General features: G+C 52.4%; 9 protein-coding genes and 1 tRNA gene. All 10 read right to left on the reverse strand.

The window, feature by feature from the left end:
- Positions 1 to 12: 12 nt before the first annotated feature.
- The 10 genes from rpoC to I6N93_RS16035 all read right to left on the reverse strand — a co-directional run bounded on the left by rpoC (position 13) and on the right by I6N93_RS16035 (position 13750).
- Positions 13 to 4236 (reverse strand): DNA-directed RNA polymerase subunit beta', encoded by a 4224-nt coding sequence (gene rpoC / locus I6N93_RS15990; RefSeq protein ID WP_085689874.1) that lies wholly within the window; start codon positions 4234 to 4236, stop codon positions 13 to 15.
- A gap of 92 nt (positions 4237 to 4328) precedes the next feature.
- Positions 4329 to 8357 (reverse strand): DNA-directed RNA polymerase subunit beta, encoded by a 4029-nt coding sequence (gene rpoB / locus I6N93_RS15995; RefSeq protein ID WP_197669174.1) that lies wholly within the window; start codon positions 8355 to 8357, stop codon positions 4329 to 4331.
- Positions 8358 to 8688: 331 nt separating this feature from the next.
- Positions 8689 to 9057 carry a 50S ribosomal protein L7/L12 gene (gene rplL, locus I6N93_RS16000; protein WP_026740922.1) on the reverse strand — a complete coding sequence of 123 codons (369 nt, stop codon included), beginning with the start codon at positions 9055 to 9057 and terminating at the stop codon, positions 8689 to 8691.
- 68 nt (positions 9058 to 9125) lie between these two features.
- Complete coding sequence (gene rplJ / locus I6N93_RS16005) at positions 9126 to 9623, reverse strand: 50S ribosomal protein L10 (protein ID WP_085689878.1); 498 nt, start codon at positions 9621 to 9623, stop codon at positions 9126 to 9128.
- A 302-nt stretch (positions 9624 to 9925) separates the two neighbouring features.
- Positions 9926 to 10630, reverse strand: a complete 705-nt coding sequence (rplA, locus tag I6N93_RS16010; protein ID WP_026740924.1) for a 50S ribosomal protein L1 — start codon at positions 10628 to 10630, stop codon at positions 9926 to 9928.
- A 3-nt stretch (positions 10631 to 10633) separates the two neighbouring features.
- A complete protein-coding gene (gene rplK, locus I6N93_RS16015; RefSeq protein ID WP_004929911.1) occupies positions 10634 to 11062 on the reverse strand; it encodes a 50S ribosomal protein L11 in 429 nt (142 codons plus the stop codon).
- A 159-nt stretch (positions 11063 to 11221) separates the two neighbouring features.
- Complete coding sequence (gene nusG, locus I6N93_RS16020; RefSeq protein WP_085689879.1) at positions 11222 to 11767, reverse strand: transcription termination/antitermination protein NusG; 546 nt, start codon at positions 11765 to 11767, stop codon at positions 11222 to 11224.
- Position 11768: 1 nt separating this feature from the next.
- The gene (secE, locus tag I6N93_RS16025) at positions 11769 to 12152 is read right to left on the reverse strand and encodes a preprotein translocase subunit SecE (protein WP_026744200.1); all 384 of its coding nucleotides are present in this window, start codon (positions 12150 to 12152) and stop codon (positions 11769 to 11771) included.
- Positions 12153 to 12385: 233 nt separating this feature from the next.
- A complete protein-coding gene (gene tuf, locus I6N93_RS16030; protein WP_197669175.1) occupies positions 12386 to 13570 on the reverse strand; it encodes an elongation factor Tu in 1185 nt (394 codons plus the stop codon).
- Between the two features lie 104 nt (positions 13571 to 13674).
- Positions 13675 to 13750, reverse strand: a tRNA-Thr gene (locus I6N93_RS16035).
- Between the last annotated feature and the right edge of the window lie 5 nt (positions 13751 to 13755).

Raw genomic sequence — 13755 nt, forward strand, 5'->3', positions numbered from 1 at the left:
GCAGCGTCGACGTTACTTGTCGTCACTGTTGCCGAAACCGGCGTTCAGCAGCTCAGCCAGGTTAGCGGAAGCTTCATCCGCGCTGACCTGAGGTGCAACGACGGGTTCACTCGCCTGACGGCGACGCATACGATCCTGATGGTATGCATAACCGGTACCGGCCGGGATCAGACGACCCACGATCACGTTCTCTTTCAGGCCGCGCAGTTCATCACGCTTGCCAGCCACTGCCGCTTCGGTCAGTACGCGGGTCGTTTCCTGGAACGAGGCCGCAGAGATGAAGGACTCGGTCGCCAGAGACGCTTTAGTGATACCCAGCAAATCGCGGCTGTAGGTTGCCGGCAGCTTGCCGTCGGCTTCCAACTGACGGTTAGCAATCTTGACGCGGGATACTTCAGCCTGTTCGCCTTCCAGGAACTCAGTGCCACCCGCGCTTTCGATGGTGCCTTTACGCAACATCTGACGAACGATAACTTCGATGTGCTTATCGTTAATCTTAACGCCCTGCAGGCGGTAAACTTCCTGCACTTCGTTGGTGATGTAACGCGTAACCGCATGCACGCCACGCAGACGCAGAATGTCGTGCGGAGACTCAGGACCATCGGAGATCACGTCACCACGTTCAACACGCTCACCTTCGAACACGTTGAGCTGACGCCATTTCGGGATCATCTCTTCGTAAGGATCGCTACCGTCAACCGGCGTGATCACCAGACGGCGCTTCCCTTTGGTTTCTTTACCGAAGGAAATAATACCGCTGATTTCAGCCAGGATTGCCGGCTCTTTCGGGCGACGGGCTTCGAACAGGTCAGCAACGCGCGGCAGACCACCGGTGATATCCTTGGTACCGCCGGATTCCTGCGGAATACGGGCCAGGGTGTCACCAGAACCGATTTTCACGCCGTCTTCCAGCTGGACAATCGCTTTACCCGGCAGGAAGTACTGAGCCGGCATATCGGTGCCAGGGATCAGAACGTCTTCGCCGTTGTCATCAACGATTTTCAGCGCCGGACGCAGTTCTTTACCACCACCGGTACGTTCTGCACTGTCCAGAACCACGATGGAGGACAAACCGGTCAGTTCATCAGTCTGACGCGTAATGGTCTGGCCGTCGATCATGTCGGTGAAGCGAATGTTACCGCTCACTTCCGTGATGACCGGCATGGTGTGCGGATCCCAGTTTGCTACAGTTTCACCACCCGCTACGGCTTCGCCGTCGCCTTTCGCCATCACAGCACCGTAAGGCACTTTATAGCTTTCTTTAGTACGACCAAATTCGTCGATCAGCGTCAGCTCGGTGTTACGTGAAGTAATCACCAGTTTGTCAGCGCTGTTCGTTACGTACTTGGCGTTACTCAGTTTCAGCGTACCCTTGTTTTTCACCTGGATACTGGATTCCGCTGCCGCACGAGATGCCGCGCCACCGATGTGGAAGGTACGCATGGTCAGCTGGGTGCCCGGTTCACCGATGGACTGCGCCGCGATAACCCCGATGGCTTCACCCTTGTTGATGATATGACCACGGGCCAGGTCGCGACCGTAACATTTGGCGCACACGCCAAAGTCGGTTTCACAGCTTACGACAGAGCGTACTTTCAGCGAATCGACGGAGTTTTCTTCCAGCAGGTCACACCACTGTTCGTTCAACAGCGTGTTACGCGGAACCAGAATATCAGCCGTACCCGGTTTGATGACGTCTTCAGCCGTGACACGGCCCAGAACACGCTCACGCAGCGGTTCTTTAACATCACCACCTTCGATAACCGGCGTCATCATGATGCCTTCGTGCGTGCCGCAATCGTCTTCCGTCACCACCAGATCCTGCGCCACGTCGACTAGACGACGTGTCAGGTAACCGGAGTTCGCGGTTTTCAATGCGGTATCCGCCAGACCTTTACGAGCACCGTGGGTTGAGATGAAGTACTGGAGTACGTTCAGACCTTCACGGAAGTTCGCGGTGATCGGCGTTTCGATGATGGAGCCATCCGGCTTCGCCATCAGACCACGCATACCCGCCAACTGACGAATCTGCGCCGCTGAACCACGCGCACCGGAGTCGGCCATCATAAAGATGCTGTTGAAGGAAACCTGCTGCTCGACAACGCCATCGCGGTTAACCACGTCTTCTACAGACAGGTTTTCCATCATCGCCTTGGCAACACGTTCGTTCGCCGCCGCCCAGATATCGATAACTTTGTTGTAGCGCTCGCCCGCGGTGACCAGACCAGATTGGAACTGCTCCTGGATCTCGGCGACTTCGGTTTCGGCTTCTTCGATGATCTCGGCTTTCTTCGCTGGGATAACCATGTCGTCGATACCTACGGACGCACCAGAGCGCGCAGCGTAAGCAAAACCGGTGTACATGATTTGGTCAGCAAAGATAACGGTCGGCTTCAGACCCAGAATGCGGTAACAGGTGTTCAGCATTTTGGAGATCGCTTTCTTGCCCAGAGGCTGGTTAACGATCGAGTACGGCAGACCTTTCGGCACGATCATCCACAGAATCGCACGACCAACGGTCGTATCGATGATGCTGGTCTGATGCGTGGTTTCGCCTTCAATATTCTTGATCTCTTCCGTAATACGCACTTTGACGCGCGCATGAAGAGAAGCCAGACCGGCACGATAGACGCGTTCAGCTTCTTTCGGCCCGGTCAGAACCATGCCTTCGCCCTTGGCGTTAACACAGTCGCGGGTCATGTAATACAGACCCAATACCACGTCCTGAGACGGAACGATAATAGGTTCGCCGTTCGCCGGTGACAGAATGTTGTTGGTAGACATCATCAGCGCACGCGCTTCCAGCTGGGCTTCCAGCGTCAGCGGTACGTGAACGGCCATCTGGTCACCATCGAAGTCGGCGTTATACGCAGCACATACCAGCGGGTGCAGCTGAATGGCTTTACCTTCGATCAGAACCGGTTCAAATGCCTGAATACCCAGACGGTGCAGGGTGGGCGCACGGTTCAGCAGCACCGGGTGTTCGCGGATCACTTCATCCAGGATATCCCATACGACCGCTTCTTCGCGTTCAACCATTTTCTTGGCGGCTTTGATCGTCGTGGCCAGGCCACGCAGCTCCAGCTTGCCGTAGATGAACGGTTTGAACAGTTCCAGCGCCATTTTCTTCGGCAGACCGCACTGATGCAGACGCAGGTACGGACCTACGGTGATAACGGAACGACCGGAGTAGTCGACGCGTTTACCCAGCAGGTTCTGACGGAAACGACCCTGTTTACCTTTGATCATATCGGCCAAAGATTTCAGCGGACGCTTGTTGGAACCGGTGATGGCACGACCGCGACGGCCGTTATCCAGCAGCGCATCCACCGCTTCCTGCAGCATACGTTTTTCGTTGCGCACGATAATGTCCGGCGCAGCCAGATCCAGCAGACGTTTCAGACGGTTGTTACGGTTGATCACGCGACGGTACAGATCGTTCAGATCCGACGTAGCGAAACGACCGCCGTCCAGCGGAACCAGCGGACGCAGGTCCGGCGGCAGCACAGGCAACACGGTCAGGATCATCCACTCCGGCTTGTTGCCGGACTGCACGAACGCTTCCAGCAGCTTGATGCGCTTGGTCAGCTTTTTACGTTTGGTTTCGGAGTTGGTTTCGTTCAGCTCTTCACGCAGCTGTTCGCACTCCTGCTCCAGATCCATGTTTTTCAACAGGGCCTGGACAGCTTCAGCGCCCATCTTGGCGTCGAATTCGTCGCCAAACTCTTCCAGCGCATCCAGATACTGCTCTTCAGTCAGGATCTGACGCTTTTCAAGGTTGGTCATCCCGCCCTCGATAACCACATAGGATTCGAAGTACAGGACGCGTTCGATATCACGCAGCGGCATATCCAGCAGCAAACCGATGCGGGAAGGCAGCGATTTCAGGAACCAGATGTGCGCGGTCGGAGAAGCCAGCTCGATGTGGCCCATACGCTCACGGCGCACTTTGGTCTGGGTGACTTCAACACCACACTTCTCACAGATAACACCACGGTGCTTCAGGCGTTTGTACTTACCGCACAGGCACTCGTAATCTTTTACCGGCCCGAAGATGCGGGCGCAGAACAGACCGTCACGTTCTGGTTTGAACGTACGGTAATTAATGGTTTCCGGCTTTTTAACTTCACCAAAAGACCACGAACGGATCATGTCTGGCGATGCCAGAGCAATTTTGATCGCATCAAACTCTTCGGTCTTAGTTTGCGCTTTCAGAAACTTTAATAAGTCTTTCACGGATTGGCTCCTGTCGGAGTTAGACCTGTAAGGCACCTGAGTCAAACTCAGGTGCCCCTGTAACGAATGTCAGCAACGCAATCGGGCTGGTATTACTTTTCTTCCAGCTCGATGTTGATACCCAGCGAGCGGATTTCTTTCAACAGTACGTTGAAGGATTCCGGCATGCCTGGTTCCATCCGGTGATCGCCATCCACGATGTTTTTATACATCTTGGTACGGCCGTTCACGTCATCGGATTTCACCGTCAGCATTTCCTGCAGGGTATAAGCTGCACCGTAAGCTTCCAGCGCCCAGACTTCCATCTCACCGAAACGCTGACCACCGAACTGCGCCTTGCCACCCAGCGGCTGCTGAGTCACCAGGCTGTAGGAACCGGTAGAACGTGCATGCATCTTGTCATCAACCAAGTGGTTCAGTTTCAGCATGTACATATAGCCCACAGTGACCGGACGTTCGAACTGCTCGCCGGTACGGCCGTCAAACAGCGTAATCTGACCGGAAGTCGGCAGATCGCCCAGCTGTAGCAGCGCTTTGATTTCGCTCTCTTTGGCACCGTCGAAGACCGGCGTCGCGATGGGCATACCCTTCTTCAGGTTTTCTGCCAGGCGCAACACTTCTTCATCGGAGAACGTGTTCAAATCCACTTTCTGACGAACGTCGTTACCCAGGTCGTATGCTTTCTGGATGAACTCACGCAGTTTGTCCGCTTCTTCGCGCTGTTTCAGCATGGTGTTGATCTTGTCACCAATACCTTTAGCAGCCATACCCAGATGGGTTTCCAGAATCTGACCGATGTTCATACGTGATGGTACGCCCAGCGGGTTCAGTACGATGTCTACCGGCGTACCGTTTTCATCGTAAGGCATATCTTCGATCGGGTTGATCTTGGAGATAACACCCTTGTTACCGTGACGACCCGCCATCTTATCACCAGGCTGGATCTGACGTTTCACGGCCAGGTACACCTTGACGATTTTCAGCACGCCCGGCGCCAGATCATCACCCTGGGTGATTTTGCGGCGTTTAGCTTCGAGTTTCTTCTCAAACTCGTGCTTCAGCTCGTCGTACTGCTCGGCCAGCTGTTCCAACTGATTCTGTTTTTCTTCATCAGTCAGGCCCAGTTCCAACCAGCGCTCACGCGGCAGCTGATCCAGCTTCGCGGCTTCAAGGCCACCGCTAACCAGCACGTCGTGAATACGGGCAAACAGACCGGCTTCGAGGATCTGCAGTTCTTCAGTCAGGTCTTTTTTGGCCTGCTTCAGCTGCATCTCTTCAATTTCCAGAGCACGTTTGTCTTTTTCAACGCCGTCACGGGTGAAGACCTGAACATCGATAACCGTACCGGAAACGCTGTTAGGCACGCGCAGAGACGAGTCTTTCACGTCAGAGGCTTTTTCACCAAAGATGGCGCGCAGCAGTTTCTCTTCCGGAGTCAACTGAGTTTCGCCTTTCGGCGTCACTTTACCGACCAGGATGTCGCCGCCGGTCACTTCCGCACCGATATAGACGATACCGGACTCATCCAGTTTTGAGAGCGCGGCTTCACCCACGTTCGGGATATCGGCGGTGATCTCTTCAGGCCCCAGTTTGGTATCACGAGATACGCAAGCCAGTTCCTGGATATGGATAGTCGTAAAGCGATCTTCCTGCACCACGCGTTCGGAGACCAAGATGGAGTCTTCGAAGTTGTAGCCATTCCACGGCATGAACGCTACACGCATGTTCTGACCCAGCGCCAGTTCACCCAAATCGGTGGACGGCCCATCGGCCAGCACGTCGCCGCGCTCAATCGGCTCGCCCAGAGACACACATGGCATCTGACTGATGCAGGTGTTCTGGTTGGAACGGGTATATTTGGTCAGGTTGTAGATGTCAATGCCGGCTTCCCCAGGATACATTTCATCCGGGTTAACGTTGATGACAATACGTGATGCATCGACGTACTGAACCGTACCGCCGCGTTTCGCCACTGCGGTCACACCGGAGTCGACCGCTACCGCGCGTTCCATACCGGTGCCTACCAGCGGCTTGTCGGCGCGCAGAGTAGGAACGGCCTGGCGTTGCATGTTCGCACCCATCAAGGCACGGTTGGCATCATCGTGTTCCAGGAACGGGATAAGGGATGCACCGACGGAAACCACCTGCTGGGTGGAAACGTCCATGTATTCAACCTGATCGCGGCTGAACAAGCTGGACTCGCCTTTGTTACGGCAGGTCACCAGCTCATCAATGAAGTGGCCTTCCTCGTCCAAATTGGTGTTCGCCTGAGCGATGACGAAGTTGCCTTCTTCAATCGCAGACAGGTAATGAATCTCATCGGTCACAACGCCGTCGCGAACCAAACGATAAGGGGTTTCCAGGAAACCATATTCGTTGGTCTGCGCATAAACGGACAAGAAGTTGATCAGACCGATGTTCGGACCTTCCGGCGTTTCGATAGGACATACGCGACCATAGTGAGTCGGATGTACGTCTCGAACTTCAAAGCCGGCGCGTTCACGGGTCAAACCGCCTGGGCCCAATGCGGAAATACGACGTTTATGCGTAATTTCAGACAGCGGGTTGTTCTGGTCCATAAACTGGGACAGCTGGCTGGAACCGAAGAACTCTTTCACCGCAGCCGAAATCGGCTTGGCGTTGATCATGTCCTGCGGCATCAGCGTGTCGAGGTCGCCCAGAGAAAGGCGTTCTTTAACAGCACGTTCGACACGGACCAGACCTACGCGGAACTGGTTTTCAGCCATTTCACCGACGGAACGAATACGACGGTTGCCCAGGTGGTCGATGTCATCCACTTCGCCTTTACCATTACGGATATCGATGAGTTTCTTCATCACATCAATAATGTCTTCTTTGCTCAGGATACCGGAACCTTCGATTTCCTCACGCAGCAAAGAGCGGTTGAACTTCATTCGACCAACTGCGGACAAATCATAACGATCTTCGGAGAAGAACAGATTTTCAAAAAGGCTTTCAGCCGCTTCGCGTGTCGGTGGCTCACCCGGACGCATCATGCGGTAGATCTCAACCAACGCGCTCAAGCGATCGTGAGTTGGATCGACGCGTACGGTCTCGGAGATGTAAGGACCGTGGTCCAGATCGTTGGTGAACAGCGTTTCGATTTGCTTGTGACCGGACTGGCTAAGTTTGGCCAGCAGATCCAGTGACAGCTCCATGTTCGCATTCGCGAGCACTTCACCCGTGCTTTCATCAACGTAATCTTTCGCCAGCACTTTTCCGGCAATGTATTCCACCGGAACTTCAATGCTTTCAATGCCGTCTTTTTCCAACTGACGGATGTGACGAGCCGTAATACGACGACCTTTCTCGACGTATACCTTGCCATTGGCTTCGATATCGAAGGAAGCCGTGTCACCACGCAGACGTTCTGGAACCAACTCCATCAATAGCTTGTTACCATTGATTTCATAGACAATTTTGTCAAAGAACAGGCCCAAAATGTCTTCGGTAGAGAAGTTTAGTGCACGTAGGATAATCGTCGCAGGCAATTTACGACGACGGTCGATACGGACAAACAGGTTATCTTTCGGATCGAATTCGAAATCCAGCCAAGAACCGCGATAGGGAATAATACGCGCGTTATACAGCACCTTACCTGATGAGTGGGTTTTGCCCTTGTCGCTGTCAAAGAATACGCCCGGGCTACGATGCAGCTGAGAAACGATAACGCGCTCAGTACCGTTTATCACGAAGGTACCGTTGTCGGTCATGAGCGGAATTTCGCCCATGTACACTTCTTGTTCTTTAATATCTTTAACGGTGCCTTCTGGCGCTTCACGCTCGTAGATCACCAGACGCAGCTTAACGCGTAACGGCGCAGAGAATGTGACGCCGCGGATCTGGCATTCTTTGACGTCAAATACCGGCTCGCCAAGGCGATAGCTCACATACTGCAGCTCGGAATTACCGCTATAGCTTTTGATAGGAAATACAGAACGGAATGCGGCTTCCAGACCGTACTGACCTTCCGGATCTTGCTCGATGAATTTCTGGAACGAGTCAAGCTGGATAGAAAGGAGATAAGGCACGTCCAGAACTTGCGGACGCTTACCAAAGTCCTTACGAATACGTTTTTTCTCGGTATAGGAGTAAACCATAGGGTTCCTCAGCTCGCTGAAAAGTAGAACCTCTCTGTCCGTCCTAAAATAAAGGACAGTTCATGCAACACCATTTATATCGATCGAAAAGTGGAACACTTTTCGCAATACTTGTTTCTATCACTCTTAAATCATTTCGCTGCATTTGCTTCGACGGCCAAAGCGGCTGGCGATGCAGTATATTAAGTCGTCGATAGAAAAAAATATTGTGGGTTAATCAATGGTCAAATAGTGTGAAACACCAATGATTCCCTACAGCGCAAAAAGGCTGGTGACTAAAAAGCCACCAGCCATCAGCCTGATTAATCAGGCTGCAACCTGTAAGTTAAATTTATTTAACTTCAACAGAAGCACCAGCTTCTTCCAGGGCTTTCTTCAGAGCTTCAGCGTCGTCTTTGCTGATGGCTTCTTTCAGAACTGCCGGAGCAGATTCTACCAGGTCTTTAGCTTCTTTCAGACCCAGGCCAGTCGCGCTACGAACTGCTTTGATAACTGCAACTTTGTTGCCGCCAACTGCAGACAGAACAACGTCGAACTCAGTTTTCTCTTCAGCGGCTTCAGCCGGGCCAGCAGCAGCAACAGCTACGGCGGCAGCAGCAGAAACACCGAATTTTTCTTCCATTGCGGAAACCAGTTCAACAACGTCCATTACAGACATAGCTGCTACTGCTTCCAGAATTTGATCTTTAGTGATAGACATAACAATTGTTCCTAAGAATCAGAAATAGTTTATACGTTAGCAAACACGATGCCAGTAAAAAGGGACGATTAAGCCGCTTCTTTCTGATCGCGTACGGCAGCCAGTGTGCGAACCAGTTTGCCGGCAGCGGCTTCTTTCATGGTCGACATCAGACGTGCCAGTGCTTCTTCGTAAGTCGGCAAGGTTGCCAGACGGTCAATTTGAGCCGCCGGAATCAACTCGCCGTTAAAGGCTGCAGCTTTGACCTCGAATTTTGCATTCGCTTTCGCAAACTCTTTGAACAGACGAGCGGCAGCGCCCGGGTGTTCCATTGAGTATGCAATCAGGGTCGGACCGACAAACGTGTCTTTCAGGCACTCAAATTCAGTACCTTCAACTGAGCGACGCAGCAGCGTGTTACGAACAACACGCATGTATACGCCAGCTTCACGACCTGCTTTACGCAGTTCAGTCATTTTATCTACGGTAACGCCACGAGAATCCGCAACAACCGCAGACTGCGCGCCTTTGGCTACTTCGCTGACTTCAGCAACAATCGCTTGTTTGTCTTGAAGATTTAATGCCATTAGCTTTTGCTCCTGGATTTAGCCGGAGAAATCTCCGGAACTCACTTCACCTGTAGCCAAAACGACCAACAGGCGTAACACACGGTGAGCAGAATCCAGCAAAGACAAGTCAAACTTTTCTTCAGGCTCTGTCACCGTCTACGCAGGAAAATTAAGTCTCTCTCGAAACACCTGCGGTCTTGGACGGAGGCCTGGATCAGGCCAGGCTCCAACCGAAAATTCTTCTTTCGTCCCACAAGTGGAACAATGCGGCGTGGGATTATAAAGAAATCCAGCACCGCAGTAAAGAGGAACAAAAGCTATCAGTTAGCTACAGCGTTCAAACCGCTCTGATCGACAGCCAAGCCAGCACCCATGGTGGTGGACAGGCTAACTTTTTTGATGTACACGCCTTTAGCCTGAGACGGTTTGGCTTTTTTCAGCGCAACCAGCAGAGACTCCAGGTTTTCTTTCAGTTTGTCAGCGTCGAAATCAACCTTACCGATAGTGGTATGGATGATGCCGTTTTTGTCGTTACGGTAACGAATCTGACCTGCTTTAGCATTTTTAACTGCTTCAGCAACGTTAGGCGTTACAGTACCCACTTTCGGGTTCGGCATCAGGCCACGCGGCCCCAGGATCTGGCCGAGTTGACCAACTACGCGCATTGCATCCGGAGAAGCAATAACAACGTCGAAGTTCATTTCGCCTTTTTTGATCTGGTCAGCCAGGTCGTCCATACCTACCAGGTCAGCGCCAGCAGCTTTAGCCGCTTCAGCGTTTGCACCCTGAGTAAACACAGCAACGCGTACGCTGCGGCCAGTACCGTGCGGCAACACAGTCGCGCCACGTACGTTCTGGTCAGATTTACGTGCGTCGATGCCCAGATTTACGGCAACGTCAACGCTTTCTACGAATTTCGCAGTGGCCAGCTCTTTGAGCAGAGCAACGGCTTCGTTGATGTCGTACTGTTTAGTTGCATCAACTTTGTCACGGATCACGCGCATGCGCTTGGTCAGCTTAGCCATTTCTTAGTCCTCCACTACCAGGCCCATGGAACGAGCGGTACCTTCAATGGAGCGAGTCATCGCTTCCACATCAGAACCAGTCATGTCCGCAGCTTTGGTTTCTGCGATTTCACGTACCTGAGCACGGGTTACTTTACCTACTTTGTCTTTGTTCGGCTTGCCAGAACCAGACTTGATACCAGCCGCTTTCTTCAGCAGAACTGCTGCCGGCGGAGTTTTGGTAACGAAGGTGAAAGAACGGTCAGAGTAAACGGTAATAACAACCGGAATCGGCAGACCTTTTTCAATGCTGTCAGTCTTAGCATTGAACGCCTTACAGAATTCCATGATGTTAACGCCCTGCTGACCCAGAGCCGGTCCAACCGGAGGGCTCGGGTTAGCCATACCGGCTGCAACCTGCAGCTTGACGTAGGCTTGTACTTTCTTGGCCATTTAACTTTCCTCGAATGGGTGATAGCGCTTCGGTTAGCGAAGCTCCCCGCAGTGATAAAAACGTTTTACACGTCAACAGACGCATAAAATAAAGGCGCGAAATAGTAGTCTATTTTTGCGCCATATACAAGCAGAAATTCTTAGCGGTAAACGCTCAAATCAGCCTTTTTCTACCTGTGCGAAATCCAGTTCAACTGGAGTCGCGCGGCCGAAGATAGAGACGGACACTTTCAGGCGGCTTTTCTCGTAATCCACTTCTTCAACAACGCCGTTGAAGTCTGCGAATGGACCATCGTTGACGCGGACCATTTCACCCGGCTCAAACAGGGTTTTCGGACGCGGTTTGTCACCCACCTGCTGCAGGCGGTTCATGATGGCATCAGCTTCTTTATCGCTAATCGGCGCCGGACGGTCAGAAGTACCGCCGATGAAGCCCATTACGCGTGGGACGCTACGGACCAAATGCCAGCTGGCATCTTCCATTACCATCTGCACTAGCACATAGCCCGGAAAGAATTTGCGTTCGCTTTTGCGACGCTGTCCGCCACGGATCTCCACTACTTCTTCAGTAGGGACCATCACTTCACCAAACAGATCTTCCATGTTGTGAAGTTTAATGTGTTCACGCAGCGACTGAGCGACGCGACCTTCAAAGCCAGAAAACGCCTGAACGACGTACCAACGTTTCTTTGGAGCTTCAGACATCTTAAAACCTCAGGCCAGTAATAAACGATACTAAACGGACCAGAATACCATCCAGTCCCCACAAAATCAGTGACATGACGGCAGTTACCGCAGCAACGATCAGCGTGGTATGTAGCGTTTCCTGACGAGTCGGCCATATGACTTTTCGAACCTCAGTACGAGCTTCACGCGCAAACAGAACGGTCGCTTTACCTTTCGTCGTCAATAACGCTATGCCACCCGCAACAGCGATCAGGATAACAACAGCCAATGCTCGCAGAGGCAGGCTCAACTCACGGTAATAATAATTACCGACAACCGCCGCAACCAGTAAAACAGCGACGATCAGCCATTTCAGCATCTCAAGGCCACGTCCACTACCCTGAGCTTCGGTATTCGCACTCATAAACCAACCTGTCACAATGATTCAGACAAATAATTTTGCCCAGCATGAAGGGCAAACCAAACCGAATGCTACCTATAAAGGGAAAATTCGGGATTACGCCGTTTATACAGAGCCTATCTCACCAATGATTATACTTCACAATCGCTGATGAGATAGGTTCTACCCTGACAGCGTAGAAAAAGGGCATCAAATGATGCCCTTTTATCGCGTGTTGCGTCAAATCTTATCAGCAATTAAGCGATAACTTTAGCAACCACGCCTGCGCCTACTGTACGGCCACCTTCACGGATGGCGAAACGCAGACCGTCGTCCATTGCAATCGGAGCAATCAGGTTAACAACCATTTTGATGTTGTCGCCCGGCATGACCATTTCTACGCCTTCCGGCAGTTCGATGGTGCCCGTTACGTCAGTTGTACGGAAGTAGAACTGCGGACGGTAGCCTTTGAAGAACGGAGTATGACGGCCGCCTTCGTCTTTGCTCAGAATATAAACTTCTGATTCGAACTGGGTGTGCGGCTTGATTGAACCCGGTTTAGCCAGTACCTGACCACGTTCAACTTCGTCACGCTTAGTACCACGCAGCAGAACACCAACGTTCTCACCTGCACGGCCTTCGTCCAGCAGTTTGCGGAACATTTCAACACCGGTGCACGTCGTTTTAGTCGTGTCTTTGATACCCACGATTTCAACTTCTTCACCCACTTTGATGATGCCGCGCTCTACACGACCGGTAACTACAGTACCACGGCCAGAGATAGAGAATACGTCTTCGATCGGCAGCAGGAACGGCTTGTCGATAGCACGTTCTGGTTCCGGGATGTAGCTGTCCAGTGCTTCGGCCAGTTCTACAATCTTCGCTTCCCACTCAGCTTCGCCTTCCAGCGCTTTCAGAGCAGAACCACGGATTACCGGAGTATCGTCGCCCGGGAAGTCGTACTGAGACAGCAGCTCACGAACTTCCATTTCAACCAGTTCCAGCAGCTCTTCGTCATCAACCATGTCGCATTTGTTCAGGAACACGATGATGAACGGAACGCCTACCTGACGACCCAGCAGGATGTGCTCACGAGTCTGCGGCATCGGGCCGTCAGTCGCTGCAACGACCAGGATCGCGCCGTCCATCTGGGCAGCACCGGTGATCATGTTTTTCACGTAGTCGGCATGCCCTGGGCAGTCAACGTGCGCGTAGTGGCGAGTCGGGGTATCGTATTCAACGTGAGACGTGTTGATGGTGATACCACGTGCTTTTTCTTCCGGTGCGTTATCGATCTGGTCGAATGCGCGAGCAGAACCGCCGTAGGTTTTAGCCAGTACGGTAGTGATAGCAGCGGTCAGCGTTGTTTTACCATGGTCAACGTGGCCGATAGTACCGACGTTAACGTGCGGTTTAGTACGTTCAAATTTTTCTTTAGACATCGATTGTCCCTCTAAGACACGGATAAATCGGTGATATCACCACATCAACCAAGCAATTACTTGCTGAGCTTAACAAAAGGAAATCAGGAGGAATATAAAAGGAGTGGTGCTGATAGGCAGATTCGAACTGCCGACCTCACCCTTACCAAGGGTGCGCTCTACCAACTGAGCTATATCAGCACATC

Origin of the sequence: Lonsdalea populi (assembly GCF_015999465.1) — a bacterium.
Taxonomy (GTDB): Bacteria; Pseudomonadota; Gammaproteobacteria; order Enterobacterales; family Enterobacteriaceae; genus Lonsdalea; species Lonsdalea populi.